19 protein-coding genes are annotated in these 14997 nt (G+C 64.1%); 10 read left to right on the top strand and 9 right to left on the bottom strand.

Going from position 1 to position 14997, the window contains the following annotated elements:
• The first annotated feature begins 205 nt into the window (after positions 1–205).
• The 4 genes from IAE39_RS15620 (at position 206) to IAE39_RS15605 (ending at position 2386) form a co-directional block, all read left to right on the top strand.
• Complete coding sequence (locus tag IAE39_RS15620) at positions 206–1090, top strand: EamA family transporter (RefSeq protein WP_201203913.1); 885 nt, start codon at positions 206–208, stop codon at positions 1088–1090.
• A 196-nt stretch (positions 1091–1286) separates the two neighbouring features.
• Entirely contained in the window at positions 1287–1607 is a 321-nt protein-coding gene (locus IAE39_RS15615; protein ID WP_201203911.1) for a YbjQ family protein, read from the top strand.
• Between the two features lie 138 nt (positions 1608–1745).
• Positions 1746–1934, top strand: a complete 189-nt coding sequence (locus IAE39_RS15610; RefSeq protein ID WP_003253897.1) for a hypothetical protein — start codon at positions 1746–1748, stop codon at positions 1932–1934.
• A 140-nt stretch (positions 1935–2074) separates the two neighbouring features.
• Positions 2075–2386, top strand: a complete 312-nt coding sequence (locus IAE39_RS15605; protein WP_201203909.1) for a hypothetical protein — start codon at positions 2075–2077, stop codon at positions 2384–2386.
• Between the two features lie 46 nt (positions 2387–2432).
• Here IAE39_RS15605 and IAE39_RS15600 read toward each other — a convergent pair whose 3' ends face one another.
• On the bottom strand, positions 2433–2765 hold the full coding sequence (locus IAE39_RS15600; RefSeq protein ID WP_201203907.1) for a hypothetical protein: 333 nt from the start codon (positions 2763–2765) through the stop codon (positions 2433–2435).
• Between the two features lie 299 nt (positions 2766–3064).
• A complete protein-coding gene (gene ampC / locus IAE39_RS15595; protein WP_201203905.1) occupies positions 3065–4207 on the bottom strand; it encodes a class C beta-lactamase in 1143 nt (380 codons plus the stop codon).
• A 119-nt stretch (positions 4208–4326) separates the two neighbouring features.
• Here ampC and IAE39_RS15590 point away from each other — a divergent pair, with 119 nt between their 5' ends.
• A complete protein-coding gene (locus IAE39_RS15590) occupies positions 4327–5319 on the top strand; it encodes a bile acid:sodium symporter family protein (RefSeq protein ID WP_201203904.1) in 993 nt (330 codons plus the stop codon).
• 168 nt (positions 5320–5487) lie between these two features.
• On the opposite strand, the gene IAE39_RS15585 is transcribed toward IAE39_RS15590, so the two are convergent.
• Together IAE39_RS15585 and IAE39_RS15580 are read right to left on the bottom strand one after the other, a co-directional pair.
• Entirely contained in the window at positions 5488–6081 is a 594-nt protein-coding gene (locus tag IAE39_RS15585) for an eCIS core domain-containing protein (RefSeq protein ID WP_201203902.1), read from the bottom strand.
• Positions 6068–6631: a TetR/AcrR family transcriptional regulator gene (locus tag IAE39_RS15580; protein ID WP_201203896.1), complete on the bottom strand. Its 564-nt coding sequence runs from the start codon at positions 6629–6631 to the stop codon at positions 6068–6070. The genes IAE39_RS15585 and IAE39_RS15580 overlap by 14 nt, the downstream gene beginning before the upstream one ends.
• 89 nt (positions 6632–6720) lie before the next feature.
• On the opposite strand from IAE39_RS15580, the gene IAE39_RS15575 reads away from it, so the two are divergent.
• Both IAE39_RS15575 and IAE39_RS15570 read left to right on the top strand, forming a co-directional pair.
• Positions 6721–7452, top strand: a complete 732-nt coding sequence (locus tag IAE39_RS15575) for an SDR family oxidoreductase (RefSeq protein WP_201203894.1) — start codon at positions 6721–6723, stop codon at positions 7450–7452.
• 29 nt (positions 7453–7481) lie between these two features.
• The gene (locus IAE39_RS15570) at positions 7482–8096 is read left to right on the top strand and encodes a 2-hydroxychromene-2-carboxylate isomerase (RefSeq protein ID WP_201203892.1); all 615 of its coding nucleotides are present in this window, start codon (positions 7482–7484) and stop codon (positions 8094–8096) included.
• Between the two features lie 96 nt (positions 8097–8192).
• On the opposite strand, the gene IAE39_RS15565 is transcribed toward IAE39_RS15570, so the two are convergent.
• From IAE39_RS15565 to IAE39_RS15550, 4 genes are all read right to left on the bottom strand, one after another.
• On the bottom strand, positions 8193–8738 hold the full coding sequence (locus IAE39_RS15565) for a cupin domain-containing protein (RefSeq protein WP_003248033.1): 546 nt from the start codon (positions 8736–8738) through the stop codon (positions 8193–8195).
• Between the two features lie 81 nt (positions 8739–8819).
• On the bottom strand, positions 8820–10025 hold the full coding sequence (locus tag IAE39_RS15560; RefSeq protein WP_201203890.1) for an MFS transporter: 1206 nt from the start codon (positions 10023–10025) through the stop codon (positions 8820–8822).
• 85 nt (positions 10026–10110) lie between these two features.
• Entirely contained in the window at positions 10111–10644 is a 534-nt protein-coding gene (locus tag IAE39_RS15555) for a cytochrome b (protein WP_201203888.1), read from the bottom strand.
• Entirely contained in the window at positions 10641–11693 is a 1053-nt protein-coding gene (locus IAE39_RS15550; RefSeq protein ID WP_201203886.1) for a catalase family peroxidase, read from the bottom strand. Before IAE39_RS15550 ends, IAE39_RS15555 begins: the two co-directional genes overlap by 4 nt.
• A gap of 124 nt (positions 11694–11817) precedes the next feature.
• Between IAE39_RS15550 and IAE39_RS15545 the strand changes: the two genes are divergently transcribed.
• Both IAE39_RS15545 and IAE39_RS15540 read left to right on the top strand, forming a co-directional pair.
• On the top strand, positions 11818–12339 hold the full coding sequence (locus IAE39_RS15545; RefSeq protein WP_201203885.1) for a sigma-70 family RNA polymerase sigma factor: 522 nt from the start codon (positions 11818–11820) through the stop codon (positions 12337–12339).
• Complete coding sequence (locus IAE39_RS15540) at positions 12336–13088, top strand: anti-sigma factor family protein (RefSeq protein ID WP_201203883.1); 753 nt, start codon at positions 12336–12338, stop codon at positions 13086–13088. Before IAE39_RS15545 ends, IAE39_RS15540 begins: the two co-directional genes overlap by 4 nt.
• Positions 13089–13326: 238 nt before the next feature.
• On the opposite strand, the gene xthA is transcribed toward IAE39_RS15540, so the two are convergent.
• Positions 13327–14139: an exodeoxyribonuclease III gene (xthA, locus tag IAE39_RS15535; protein WP_201203882.1), complete on the bottom strand. Its 813-nt coding sequence runs from the start codon at positions 14137–14139 to the stop codon at positions 13327–13329.
• A gap of 161 nt (positions 14140–14300) precedes the next feature.
• On the opposite strand from xthA, the gene IAE39_RS15530 reads away from it, so the two are divergent.
• On the top strand, positions 14301–14951 hold the full coding sequence (locus tag IAE39_RS15530) for a GNAT family N-acetyltransferase (protein ID WP_201203879.1): 651 nt from the start codon (positions 14301–14303) through the stop codon (positions 14949–14951).
• Positions 14952–14997 lie beyond the last annotated feature (46 nt).

Genomic DNA, 14997 nt, shown 5'->3' with positions numbered 1-14997 from the left:
CGGCCTTGTGTCGCGAACGGGCCGCGTAGCGGCCCCGGCTATTTATGCGGCGAAGCCGAAATCCTGGGGCCGCTGCGCGGCCCTATCGCGACACAAGGCCGCTCCTACACGCAACTCTGAGCCACAACTGTGCTGGTCCTCACGAAAGGAATAGCCTTATGCTGTAACGAAATATGTCTATAAAAGCCTGTAGAAGGAAGTCGCAATGCCGCTCAAGGACCTGCTCATCGCCCTGGTGGTGATTGTCGCCTGGGGAGTCAACTTCGTGGTCATCAAGGTTGGCCTCGACGGTTTGCCGCCGATGTTGCTGGGGGCATTGCGCTTCTTGTTGGTGGCGTTCCCGGCAATCTTGCTGGTCAAGCGGCCGAAACTGCCGTGGCGCTGGTTGATTGCCTACGGCGCAACCATCTCGCTGGGCCAGTTCGCCTTCCTGTTCCAGGCCATGTACAGCGGTATGCCGCCCGGGCTGGCCTCGCTGATCCTGCAGTCGCAAGCATTTTTCACCCTCGGTTTTGCCGCATTGTTCCTCGGTGAGCGGCTGCGCCTGGCCAGCGTGCTGGGGTTGCTGGTAGCGGCCAGTGGCCTGGCCCTGATCGGCAGCGAAGACGGCGGCCACGTGCCGATACTGGCGCTGGTGCTGACCTTGTGTGGCGGCGCCATGTGGGGAATGGGCAACATCATTACCCGGCGCTTTGGCTCGGTTGACCTGGTGGCGCTGGTGATCTGGGGCGGGCTGATCCCGCCACTGCCGTTCATGGCGTTGTCCTGGTGGCTGGAAGGGCCGGAGCGCATTGGCCATGCCCTGGCCAATATCAGCTGGAGCTCGGTGCTGGCGCTGGCCTACCTGGCTTTTGTCGCCACCATGTTGGGCTACAGCCTGTGGAGCAAGCTGCTGTCGCGCCACCCGGCTGGCAAAGTGGCACCGTTTTCGTTGCTGGTGCCGGTGATTGGCTTGAGCTCGTCGGCATTGCTGCTGGGCGAACGCCTGACTGCAACACAAGGCTGGGGCGCCTTGCTGGTGATGGCCGGTTTGCTGGTGAACGTGTTTGGCGCGCGTATCGGCCAGCGTTTGCGGGCAGCCAGCGCCTGATTTGACTATTACGCGGGCGATGACGGGATCTCTGTGGGAGCGGCTTTAGCCGCGAACACCGGCAAAGCCGGTGCCATCCAACGCATTGGATTCTTCGCGGGTAAACCCGCTCCCACAATGGCGAGGCATGTCCGTCGGAATCAGGCGCTCTGCTAGACTCGGCCTCTTTTTGTCACCAGGCCAACGGAGCACCCCCATGATCATTTCCACCACCAGCCAGCTCGAAGGCCGCCCGATTGCCGAATACCTGGGCGTGGTCAGCTCCGAATCGGTGCAGGGCATCAACTTCGTGCGCGATTTCTTCACACGTGTTCGCGATGTCTTCGGGGGCCGTTCGCAAACCCTGGAAAGCGCGCTGCGCGAGGCCCGCGAGCAAGCCACCGAAGAACTCAAGGCGCGGGCACGGCAGTTGCAAGCCGATGCGGTAGTGGGCGTGGATTTCGATATCAGCATGCCGTCGGTTCAAGGCGGCATGGTCGTAGTATTTGCCACTGGCACGGCAGTGCGCCTGAAGTAGAGCATTTAGCCACTGGTCGGCTATCTGCTTCTTGTCCGGGTGGTCCGCAAATGACCGGCTAGTCTCAGTCTCACGGGCCGCGTTTGTTGGGCAACTCTTCTGGTTGCCGGCGCGACCGCCACTGGAGGGACACAGGGCATGAGCGAATCCTTTTTCGAAGACCTGAACGATGCGTTCCCGATCAACAGCCAGGTGCGTTGCGGCCAGGCGGCATTTCGCCTGGGGTTCGCCCACATGACGCTGGATGATTCCGAACAGCTCCAGCCTGCACACCTGCAGCGCAGCAAAAAGGGCCGCTTCATGCCGCGGGTACCGCTGAAGAAGTGACCCCGCCCCAACATCACCCCGCCCAATGGCGGGGTTTTTATTGCCATTCGTTGATCCGCCTCATGGTAATGCCGGGTAGCACTCGCCGAATGGTCGAGGCTGTGGTTTTCTGGCGCGGCATTCCTGCAACGGAGGATTGAATGCTCATGCGAGTCAGGGAAGAGACCTATTGGCAGTGGGCTGACGCCCATTTGCACAGCCGCAGCCACGACGAAGCCCTCAGCGATGGCACCACACTGGATGTGCAGGTGCGCCTGTCGCGCCTGGGTGCAACGCAGTTGTTCCTGGGGCTGTACGGTGGGGATGGGCGGGCATTGCTGGAAGAGTATTACCCCGCACGGCCAGGCGAGACCATGACCCGCGCGCTGGTGTGGGGCGTCGACCGCGCCCGGGCCATGGCAACGGGGGCCTTGCCCTTGCCGGAAAGCCGCCAGCGGCGGCGTCAGGCATGAAAAAGCCCGGCCTATGCAGGCCGGGCTCTGGTAAGGGTGCGAACCCTCAGTTCAGCGGCTCGATCACCTTGACTGCCTGCTGCTCACGGGCAGCGGGCCATTCTTGTTGCAGGGTCTGCAGCACGCGGCCAACGAACTCGGTGTCGGCGGCGGCCTTCTTGCCGACGTAGCCCTGGCCACGGCGGTAGACCTTGAAGCGGGCACGCATGCTGGGCAGGTGCTCTTCAAATTCATCTTCGATGGTATTCGGTGGCAGGCGGTCGAGGCGCACTTCACCGGTTTGGCTAACCCACAGCAAATGGTCGTCAAGGCTGTCCTTGCGTACGGCGAACAGCTGGGCCAATTGGTCGAGAGTCGGATTGTTGTTCAAGTTCATCATAAAGCCCCCATTACCCATTCGTAGGTGATTTTCACAGTTGGCGCTACCACGGTGTAGCGCACTACCAAGGCTGCTACAGCAGCATCGCAACAGGGGCTTTCTCACGCTGCCTTTTGGACAGTTCCCTCTCCACGGACGGCCTGCGTTACCGCGCAGGCCGCCTGGAACACCCTTGCCACCGCTCCCGATCAGGGAGACGGCCTCATCATGCACAAGGGCGATGAACGGCGTCAACCATTTTGTAGTGAATATTTTTTGGCACTACAAAGTGTTGTTTTGTTCGACAATCAGCCTGCGCACTACAAGCCGGAGAGGATGTCGAAGGCCGCACGTACGCGTGCTTCGTTGGGGTAGTTTCGATTGGCCAGCAATACCACGGCCAGCTGTTCCTTGGGCACAAAAGCGGCATAGGCGCCGAAGCCGTTGGTGGAGCCGGTCTTGTTGTACCAGGCTGCCGCCAGTGCTGGCAGGGCAGGTTGCAGGCGTGTGGTTGCCTGCGGCTCACGGATCAACCGTGGGCTGTTGCCATCGACCAGCGTGCCCAGCGTGACCGGGTAGGGGTAGCGCTCCCAGCCCAAGCCTTGGGTCATGGCGCCGACCTGGAAGTAGCCTTGCCGGGTAATGGCCGTGGCTTTCACCAGCGCCGCGGGCAGACCCTGCGGCTGCATGTACAGGCGCACGTAGCGCAGCAGGTCGCTGGCGCTGGTCTTGATGCCGTAGGCCTCGTCGGCGTACGGGCCGGGGCCTACGCGCACTGGCTTGTCGGCGGCGTCGTAGCCCTGGGCATAAAGCCCTTGGGCACTGGCCGGAACCTGCAGGTAGGTGTTTTCCAGGCCCATTTGCGCCAGCAGCCCCTCGGTCATCAGCGTGGCAAACGGTTGATGCTGGGCGCGGGCGGCCAGGTCACCGAACAGGCCCAGGCTGGGGTTCGAGTAGCAACGCTGGGTGCCGGGTTTGGCGCGAGGTTGCCAGTGGCGAAAGAAATCAACCACTTGTTGCGGTGTCTGCACCGCATCCGGGAACTGCAGCGGCAGGCAGTCGGCGCTGTAGGCGCCCAGTTCCAGTACGGTTGCATCGCCGATGGGCGCCCCGGCCAGTGCCGGATGATAGCGCTTGGCCGGGGCTTCAAGGTCCAGCTTGCCTTCGGCGCTGGCCAGCGCGGCGAGGGTGGCGGTGTAGGTCTTGCTCAGCGAACCGATTTCGAACAGCGTGTCACGGCTTACCGGCACGTTGTCCGCCTTGCTGGCCACGCCATAACTGAAGTAGTGCGCGTGGTCGCGGGCATAGATGGCCACGGCCATGCCGGTGATGCCTTGTTCCTGCATCAGCGGGCGGATGATCCGGTCGACCTTGGCCTGCAATTGGTCGTCGGCCTGGACGCTGGCATGGCCCAGGGTGAGAGTGATGGCAGCTGCAAGAGCAGCCAGGCGGGAGCGGGGCATGGGCAGGTCCTTATGTGGCGCGTGTCCGTTGAGCGATACCGTCGGGAGTTCCGGCGTTAGCGGCGAAAAGCCGAAAACCTTATCGTCTGCCCTTGCACAATGACAAGACGGAAACTGTGATGAAGTATTTGCGCATGTTATTCGACAATTTCACGCTGGCCTTGCTCGGGGTGGTCTTTATCGCCACCGTGCTGCCTTGTTCGGGCGACGGCGCGGTGTATTTCGGCTGGCTGACCAACCTGGCCATTGGCCTGCTGTTCTTCCTGCACGGCGCCAAGCTGTCGCGCGAAGCGATTATCGCCGGTGCCGGGCACTGGCGCCTGCACCTGCTGGTGTTCTCCTGCACCTTCGTGCTGTTCCCGCTGCTGGGCCTGGCGTTCAAGCCGCTGTTCGTGCCGTTGGTGGGCAATGAACTGTACCTGGGCGTGCTCTACCTGTGCGCCTTGCCGGCTACCGTGCAGTCGGCCATTGCCTTTACTTCGCTGGCCCGCGGTAACGTGCCGGCTGCGATCTGCAGTGCGGCGGCCTCCAGCCTGCTGGGCATCTTCCTCACCCCGCTGCTGGTGATGATGTTGCTGGGTGCCAGTGGCGACACCGGCTCTGGTCTGGATGCGGTGCTGAAGATCACCCTGCAACTGCTGGTGCCGTTCGTGGCCGGGCAGATTGCGCGGCGCTGGATCGGTGCCTGGGTCAAGCGCAATGCCCGCTGGCTGAAAGTGGTGGACCAGGGTTCGATCCTGCTGGTGGTGTATACCGCCTTCAGCGAGGCGGTGGTGACCGGGCTGTGGCACACGGTCTCGGCGCAGCACCTGGCCGGGCTTTTCGTGGTGTGCGGTATTCTGCTGGCGGTGGTGCTGTTTGGCACGCGTCTGCTGGGCAGGGCGCTGGGCTTCGACCTTGAGGACCGCATCACCATCCTGTTTGCCGGCTCCAAGAAAAGCTTGGCGACTGGCGTACCCATGGCCCAGGTGTTGTTCGTGGGCAGTGGCATTGGCGCGATGATCCTGCCGTTGATGCTGTTCCACCAGATCCAGCTGATGGTCTGTGCGGTGCTGGCGCAGCGTTATGCCAGCCGTGAACAGGCGACAGAAGAGGCTTCGGCGGCATCCTGATCACACCAGTGGCCACTGGAGCGGTGCCCGTGTAGGAGCGGCCTTGTGTCGCGATAGGGCCGCACAGCGGCCCCAGCAGTGTTTGCGCTAACGCTGAGATCGTGGGGCTGCTATGCAGCCCTATCGCGACACAAGGCCGCTCCTACACGGGATCGTGCACTGGCTAGCCTATCGGGCCTGCCCAGAACCCCGCTCACGCAACGCCTTGCCCACTTCGGCCTCGATCTTGTAGGCCGGCCCCTCTAGGTCGTCGTAGTTGCGTGTATAGCGCCGGGCAAATTCCTCTACGCCCAACTGCTGATACTGCTGCACATGCTTGAGCTCATGCGCCCACAGCGCAACGTTGTCCTCGGCATCACTGCTGCGCCGGAAGATGATCGTGTCGATCAGCGTCACAGCGTTCACGTCAGGGTTCTGCAGCAGTGCATTGGCTGCGCTCATCTGCTGTTCGTCACCCACCCGAAAGCGAGCCGCATCCAGCACGGCAAAGTCATACCAGGGTTCGAGCTGCGCGCGGATATGCAACGGGATCGGCTGCACACCGCTGGCCGTCGCTTCGTCACGGGCCTGGCGCAAGGCGTAGGTCAGGCTGGAAGAGGCCATGACCTCGACATCCTTGAGGATCTGCCCGGCCTGGCCGGGGTCGATCGGGGCGCAAAAACAGCCCATCAGGCACACCTGGTATTGCCCGGGCGGGCAGGCTTGTTCGGCAAATGCCGGTACAGCCAGCAACAAGCCCAACAAGGCGCTAATCCGCTTCATGCAGCGCATGTTCGACAAAGGCGCGGCTAGCGTCCAGCACCTGCGCCTGCACGCTTTCGCTAGCGAGCATGCGCCCCACCAGCAATGCCCCTACGCACTGGCTGATCAGCACCCAGGCCAGTTGCTCATCCTCCAGGGTGGTGCTCCAGGCCTGATGCAGTTGCAGTAACCAGTGTTCGGCCACTTCACGCACCGGTGCTTCGGCGCGGGCGATTTCCACCCCAAGGGGCGGTAGCGGGCAGCCATGCTCGGCATTGTGCAGATGCGCCAGGCTCAGGTACTGCTGCAGGCAGCGGGCCAAGCGCTCGCGGCTGGCACCCTGGCTGGCCAGGCGCGCCAGCGGGCTGTTGCAGAGTTCCTGGCGCACCACTTCGGTGAACAGGTCGTCCTTGGACGGGAAGTGGTTGTAGAAGGCGCCGCCGGTCAGGCCGATCGCCTTCATCAGCCCGGCCACCCCGGTGCTGGCAAAGCCCCCGCGCTTGGCCAGCGCGCCGCTGCTGGCCAGCAACCGTTCGCGGGTTTGCTGCTTGTGTTCGTTCGAGTAGCGCATTCACATGCCTCTGCAGGCGGGCTTGACGATGACCGCGATCATAACATAGCGTTCGTTTACTAAACGATCATTCACCAATGGAGACAGGCATGGCAGAACAACAAAAAGTGGTGCTGGTGATCGGTGCAGGGGACGCCACCGGCGGCGAGATAGCCAAGCGCTTTGCCCGTGAGGGCTACACCGCCTGTGTCACCCGGCGCCAGGCGGGCAAACTGCAGCCGTTGCTTGAAGAGATACGCGCCGCTGGCGGCCAGGCCCACGGTTTTGGCTCTGATGCCCGCAAGGAAGACGAAGTGGCAGAATTGGTGGAAACCATCGAGCGCGATATCGGCCCGATCGAAGCGTTTGTCTTCAATATCGGCGCCAATGTGCCATGCAGCATCCTTGAGGAAACCCCACGCAAATACTTCAAGATCTGGGAAATGGCCTGCTTTGCCGGCTTTCTCACTGCCCAGGCGGTGGCCCGGCGTATGGTGCAGCGTGAGCGCGGCACGCTTTTGTTCACCGGGGCGACTGCCGGCACCCGTGGCGCGGCCGGTTTTGCCGCCTTCGCCGGGGCCAAGCACGGCTTGCGTGCTTTGGCCCAGAGCATGGCGCGCGAGTTGGGGCCACGCAACATTCATGTTGCCCATGTGGTGGTGGACGGCGCCATCGACACTGCCTTCATCCGTGACAGTTTCCCCGAGCGCTATGCCCTCAAGGACCAGGATGGCATCCTCGACCCGGCGCACATTGCCGACAGCTACTGGTATCTGCACGCCCAACCCCGCGACGCCTGGACTTTCGAGCTGGACCTGCGCCCGTGGATGGAACGTTGGTAAACCCTCATCACCACGCAAGGACCCTGAGCATGCACAAGACTGTCGACTTCCATTTTGACCTGGGCAGCCCGGCCAGTTACCTGGCCTGGACCCAACTGCCTGCGCTGTGTGCCCGCGAGGGTGCCACGCTGCGTTACTGCCCCATGTTGCTGGGCGGTGTGTTCCAGGCTACCGGCAATGCCTCGCCGGCAATGATCCCGGCCAAGGGGCGCTACCTGTTTACCGACCTGGCGCGGTTTGCGGCGCGCTATGGCGTGCCGTACGGTTTGCCGCCCGGCTTCCCGGTCAATACCTTGACCCTGATGCGCGGATTGGTAGGTACCCAGCTGCGCGCGCCGGAGCGCTTCGAGGCCTTGCTGGCGGTATTGTTCAATGGCCTGTTTGCGCAGCGCCGCAACCTGAGCGATAGCGCCGTGCTTGATCAGACACTTGTCGAGGGTGGCTTCGACCCCCAGCTATTCCGCGCACTGGCGGTGGATGATGAAGTAAAAGCAGCACTCAGGCAGGCGACCGAGGCGGCCGTGGCGCGCGGGGTGTTCGGCGCGCCCACCTGTTTTGTGGGCGATGAGATGTTCTTTGGCCAGGACCGCCTGGACTTTGTCGAGGCGGCACTGCGTCAGGGCGCCAGCAGCGTTTCCAGCTGAGTGCGTTCCCACAGGGACCGTGGCAATTCACGAACGCGGCGATCAACCCGTGGGAGCGGGCGCGCCCGCGAAGGGCTGCAAGGCAGCCCCATTCAATCAGAAGTTCGCCGGGGTATTGGCGCTGATGATCTCGGCCTCGTCCGGGCCGATATTCTTGAAACTGTGCGGCAGGGTAGTGGGGATGTAGTAACCATCGCCCGAGTTGAGTACGCTGACCTGGCCATCGACCCACAACTCGACTGTGCCACGGGTGACCAGGCCGCACTCTTCGCCTTCGGCATGCACGATCGGCTCGCCCGAGTCGGCACCCGGTGCATACAGTTCACGCAGCATGCGCATCTGCCGGCCTTCGACGCTGGCGCCTACCAGCAACATGCGCAGGCCGTTACGGCCCAGGTCTGGCTGTTCGCCGCCACGGAACACGTAGCGCTCTTCGCGCACCGGCTCGTCGAAGCTGAAAAACTCCGCCAGGCTCATGGGAATGCCTTCGAGCAGTTTTTTCAGGGAGCTGACCGAAGGGCTGACGCGATTCTGTTCGATCTGCGAAATCGTCGAATTGGTCAGCCCGCTGCGGCGGGCCAGTTCCCGTTGGGAGAGGTTGTTGCGTTCACGCACCAGTTTGAGTCGCGTCCCCGTGTCCATAGCCGCCTTGTAATCAGAGGTGTTTAAAATAATGAGCGATGCGCATTAAAACACACTCTGCACGGTTGCGCGCTGTGCTTCTCAAACCCTTTGTTCACGCGGCATTGGCCACAACCCTACCAGCAGCAACAGTGCCGCCACGGCCAGGAATGGCAGGCGCGGATCAACGGCATACACCAGGGTGCCGGCCAGCGGCCCGATCACCGCACCCATGCCCTGGGCGGCACCAATGGAGCCGGCGGTGGCGCCTTGCTCGGAAGCCTGCATGGCATTGGCCGCCAGTGCCGAGAACGCCGGGAACACAAACCCCATGCCCGCAGCTGCCACAAAGTAGCAAGCCCATAGCCAAGGGGCCGTGGTGGCCAGCGAGCCACACGCAAAGCCCAGCGCCGAGACCGTCGCGCCAACCCGGATCATCTTCAGCGGCGGCCATTCCAGCTGGCGCAAAATCACCTGTGCCAGTATCAGCGCCACGCCCACCGTGGTCAGGGCAATGCCGGCGGTCTGAGCGGCTTCGGCCGGCCCCAGGTGCAGGCGGTCAAGGGCGAAGAAGCCGACGATGATTTGCGAAACGGTCACGCTGAGCATGGCGCTGAATGCCACCAGCAATGGCCGGCGCAGGCGTGGGTCGTTCAGCCGTACCGGGCTGGGCGCATGGCTGTGGGGGAGCGCCTGGGGTTTCAGGGTGAACAGCAGCACAACGAAGGTGCAGGCCGGCAGCAGGGACATGATATGAAACGGCAGGCTCAGGCTATGCCGTGCCAACAGCGCAGCCAGGGCAGGGCCGACCACCAGGCCGATGGCGTTGGCCGCCCCGAGCGAGGCCATGGCCCGCGCGCGGCGTTGAGGCTCGACATGGTCGGCGATCAGCGCGTTGCAGCCCACCGGGATGGCGGCATAGAAGGCGCCGATGCAACCGCGTGCGACCATCAGGCCGATAAACGCCAGGGTCGCCCCCGGCATCCAGCGCAACGCGCCCTCGATGAACAGGCACAGTAGCCAGTAGGCCAGGGTGAAACCGGCGCTGCCCAGCAGCAGGATGCGCCGTCGGCCAAGGCGGTCTGCCGCACGGCCCCAGGGGCGGGCCAGCAGCACCCAGACCACGCCGGCCACGGTAACGGCAGCGCCCGCTTGCCAGGTGGCCATGCCAAGCTGGCGGGCGATCGGGCCGATGAGGGCGACGAAGGCCATCATCGACATGGTGCAGGCCATGTTGGCCAGCAACAGTGGACGCAAGTCCAGGGTGCTGGCGGGTAGAAGGGTTGCAGGATCCTTTGCGACGTTCATTGGTTAGTCCAGGGCAGTTCGGCAAATAGAAAGCCGATCTTATTAAGAATTATTATCGATTGTCGAACCCCTGGGCTGCTGCAGGTCATTCACTGCGGCGCAGGGGGCCAGGCCACATGCTACGCAACACGCCGTCCCGGCGCACCCATGCGTGCATCAATGCCGCGCCCACATGCACCAGCACGGTAGCGAACAACAGGTAGCCGGCCCAGCCATGGGCCTGGCGCAGCACGGCATACAGCTGCAGGTTGTGCGGGGCGATGGCGGGCAAGCCCAGCGGGCGTGGGTAATCGCCGGCCGACAGCATGGCCCAGCCCAGCAGCGGCATGGCCAGCATCAGGCCGTAGAGCACCAGGTGCGAGGCGCCGGCGGCCCAGCGTTGCAGCGCTGGCAGGTCTTGCGGCAGGGGTGGGTGGGGCACGGTCAGGCGCACGCCGATGCGCAGCACCACCAGCACCAGCAGGGCCAGGCCGGTGGCCTTGTGCAGGCTGATCAGCACGGGGTGGCGCGTTGACAGGTCGGCAACCATGCTCACACCAATGAACAGCATGGCCAGGATCAGTATTGCCATCAGCCAGTGCAGCAGGCGGGCGAAGGGGTGGAAGGCTTCGGGTTTCATGGGTGGGCTCCGGTGCTCAGCGACTCACGGCTGCGGCGGTTGAAGGATTCCGAATAGGCGGCGGAACGGGCGGCGAGGATCGGGTCGCCGGAGGCTTCGATGCCTTTTGGCAGGATCAGCGGGTCGAAGTTGATGTCACGGCAGGCCCCTTGTTCCGGGGCGTCGACCTGCTCCAGCACCAGGGTGCCGGCGTCGACGCTGCGCCGCTCGGCTGGCCAAGGGCGGGCAGGGTCATCCACGGCATCGCCCGGCTCGGCCAGTACCAGGCGCAAGGTCCAGCGTAACGGGCCTTGGGCCAGGCGTTGCTGCAGGTCGTGTTGCAGGAACTGCTTGTCATCCACCTGGCCAGGCAGCGCGGCAAACGCGGTTTGTGGCTCAAGCTGCCAGCGCACCGGGTGGGCTGCGCCGGTGGCATCGATCAGGCGAAACGCATTGATGCTGTGGTACTGCGTGCTGGCGAAGCTGTCGCTGGGCTTGTAGCTCGCTGCCCACTGGCGGAACGCCGCGCTTTCCGGGTGGGCGGCGAAAAACGCCTGCATTTTGGCCGGGTCCGGTTTGCCGGTGGCCGGCACCGGGGCGCCGGCCAGCACCTGCTCGTAGAAGCCTTGCGGCGTGCTGACCGCGAGCACTGGCGGGTTGTTCATGCCGGTGCGCCAGACTTGGCCATCGTCGGTGCTCAGCTGAATGGCCAGGCTACGTACTGGTATGCCGGTGTCCGGGGCGAAGGGGTTGGCGCCACCGATGGCGAAACGGCCGATCACAGGCACCCGTTGCTGGCTGAAGGCGCGTGCCGTGGACAGGTTGGCGGCCTGCCCGCTGGGCTGGAAGTAACCGCTGACACACAGGCCCTTGGCGTGGTTCTTGCGATAGCCCGGGTAGTGCCCGGCCTGGGCTTCGAAGGTATCAATGATGCGCTGAGGCGTCAGCCGGGGTTCGCCGAGCCAGCCGGCGGCATAGGCAAAGCCGGCGCCTGCGGCCAGCATCACGGCGCCGATGGCGGCCAGGCGCAAGGCCTTGGCCGGGCCGTGCAGAGGTGAGTTCATGGTCATCGTCCGGTTCAGTGAAGGTGCCAGTACGACGCGGCAGGTAAAAACTTATTCCCTCAGCGGGAATAGAATGTGTTCACAGGCGTCTGCCCCTTACACTGACAACCCCTTAGGCTGGGACCTCGCCATGCACGACCTGGACGACCACCAATGGCGCGAACTGCTTGCGCGCCTGCGCCGCTTTGCCGTGTGGCTGACCCGCGAGCCGGGCAGCGCCGACGACCTGGTGCAGGCCACTGTCGAGCGGGCGCTCAGCCGGCGCGACCAGCAGCGCGACGTCGATGCACTGCGCGCCTGGCTGTTCACCATTCTTTATCGGTTGTTTCTCGACGGTAAGCGTCGCGAGCGCCTGCATGCCCGCTGGTTGTCCTGGTTCGGCCGTGCCGAGCGCGATGACGAGCCGGTTGGCGACAACCTCGAAGCCATCGTCCTGGCCCAGGCCGACCTGCAGGCGTTTGCCCGGTTGACGGCCGAGCAGCGTGCCTTGTTGCTGCTGGTCAGCATCGAAGGTTTGAGCTACAAGGAGGCCGCCCAGGCCTTGGGTATTCCCATCGGCACTGTGATGTCGCGCCTGTCGCGCGCGCGCAATGCCTTGCGCGAACTGACCGAGGGCAATCCCCAGCCACCGGCCTTGCGGAGACTGAAATGACGCGCCTGATCCCCAGCGAAGACGAATTGCACGCTTACGTCGATGAGCGCCTGGAGCCTGTGCGCCGTGCCGAAGTGCACGCCTGGCTGGCTGCCAACCCGCAGGCGGCGGCACGGGTGGAGGGCTGGCGCGCCGATGCCCGTCGGCTGCGTGCGGCCTTGGCCGGGTTTGGCGAACTGCCCGGGGCCCCGCCACTGGAGCTTGGCCCGTTGCGCCGGCAGTTGCGCCAGCGCCGCCAGCGGCGCTGGGCGAGCGCTGCGGTGTTGGTGCTGGCGGTAGGTATCGGTGGCCTGGGCGGCTGGCAAATGCGCGATGCGGCGCTGGCGCAGGTCGATATGCCGATGGCCGATGCCGTGCAGGCGCACCGGCTGTTCGCCGCCAGCCAGGCGCTGGATATCCAGGCCAGCGACCCGGGGCAGTTGCGCGACTGGCTGGGCCGGCATTTCAGCCGAGTGGGCCAGTTGCCGGACCTGGCGGGCTATGGTTTCAAACCGGTGGGTGCGCGTTTGCTCAGCAACGAACAAGGGCCGGCGGCGTTGCTGGTTTTTGAGGATGGCAAGGGCCAGCGGATCAGCCTGTTCATGCGTTCACCTAGCGAGCAGTACCAGCGCATGCCGGACGGGCAGCGGGTCGATGGCCAGCTGGAGGCGAGGTATTGGTCGCATGGGGATTACAACTTTGCGTTGGTCAGCGCTGCGGACGATGCGCGCGGGGCGGGTTTGGGGCAGGCGTTGCGGTTGGGGTTGTGACCTGCAGGAGCGGGTTCATCGAGGTGTCGAACCGCCGCGAATGGTGGCGGTGGCAATGGTGAACGGCCGGTGGTACTTGGCCGGCAGGCCCGGCCCTTTCGCGGGTAAACCCGCTCCTACAACGAACGTACTGCCCTTGTAGGAGCGGGTTTACCCGCGAATAGGGTGGCAGCGGCAACGCTGAACGGCCGGTGGTACTTGGCCGGCAGGCCCGGCCTTTTCTGGCGCGCTGCCTGGCTCAGCTCAACTCCAACCAGATCGGTGCATGGTCCGACGGCTTTTCCATTCCGCGCAGCTCATAGTCCACACCCGCTGCCTTGATCCGCGGCACCAGTGCCTGCGAGGCCATGATCAGGTCGATGCGCAGGCCGCGCTTGGGGTCGTCTTCAAAGCCGCGGCTGCGGTAATCGAACCAGCTGAAGCGGTCGCTCACGTCCGGGTACAGGTGGCGGAAGCTGTCCACCAGGCCCCAGCCTTTCAAGCGTTCCATCCACTCACGCTCTTCCGGCAGGAAGCTGCACTTGCCGGTCTTCAGCCAGCGCTTGGCATTGTCCGGGCCGATGCCAATGTCGCAGTCCTGCGGCGAGATGTTCATGTCGCCCATCACCAGCACCGGCTGATCATTGCGGAACTGGCCCTCCAGCAGCGCTTGCAGGTCGCTGTAGAAGCGTTGCTTGGCCGGGAACTTGGTGGGGTGGTCGCGGCTTTCACCTTGGGGGAAATAGCCGTTCATGATGGTGATCGGGTTGCCATCGGCATCGGCGAACGTGCCCCAGATGAAGCGGCGCTGGGCGTCTTCCTCATCGCTGGCAAAGCCCTTGTGCAGGCTCAGCGGTGCCTGGCGCGACAGCAGGGCTACGCCGTAATGGCCCTTCTGGCCGTGATAGTGCACGTGGTAACCCAGTGCCTGCACATCGGCCAGCGGGAACTGATCGTCGCTGACCTTGGTTTCCTGCAGGCCGATCACGTCTGGCTGGTGCTTTTCGATCAGCGCCGCCAACTGGTGCGGGCGGGCACGCAGGCCGTTGATGTTGAAACAGACGATCTTCATGGAAAGACAATCCCGGTAAAAGGCGCGATGCTAGCCGACATTGCCCTGCATCACCAGCGTGGCGGGTTTGCAAGCCGGCTGCTAACGTGCTGTGGGGGGGAACGAAGCGCGGTGGCGAACCTCCAAGGCACAGTACGCCCATTCCAGGAGGTCTGCCCGCAATGCCCGAAACCACAGCCGCCCCGGCCCGTGTCTGCCTGCTCGATGATGGTTACAGCCGCGAGGCGCGTTCACTGCTGTACAACGCCTACCGCCACGAGCCTACCTTTGCCTATATCTTCGAGGGCCAGCGCCCTGGCTACGAGCGGCGCTTGCGGGTAATGGTGCGCGAATGGGTGCGGCAGCACTTCTACCTGCAACTGCCCGCCATCGGCCTGCTGGTGGACGATCGCCTGATCGCGGTGGCCCTGATCGTGCCGCCGCTGCGCCGCCTGGGTGTGGCCGACAGCTGGGCCTGGCGCCTGCGCATGGTCCTGGGTACCGGCCCGCGCTGTACCCGGCGCTACATGGACTACCAGGCCGCCCTGGCCACCTGCCTGCCTACCGATCAGGTACATGTACTGCCGTTGCTGGGGGTGCACCCGCAGTTTCAGGGCAAGCACTACGGCGAGCAATTGTTACAAGCTGTGCACGACTGGTGCGCAGAAGACCCCGGTACCCAAGGGGTGGTGCTGGACACGGGCAATGAGCACTATCTGGCGTTTTACCAACGTCAAGGCTATGAGGAAATTGGCGAAGTGGCTGTAGGACCAATCCGAGAGAGGGTGTTCTTTCATCCAAACCCGGTCTCTTCGAATTCCGCTTTTGCCTGAACAGGCCGCAAGGCGGCTCCCTTGAGCGTTCGGGTCTGGTAGCATT

The sequence above is a fragment of the Pseudomonas sp. S37 genome, assembly GCF_016658545.1.
Classification (GTDB): domain Bacteria; phylum Pseudomonadota; class Gammaproteobacteria; order Pseudomonadales; family Pseudomonadaceae; genus Aquipseudomonas.
The sequence above is the reverse complement of the archived record's forward strand: the minus strand, read 5'-3'. Positions and strand labels throughout refer to the sequence as shown.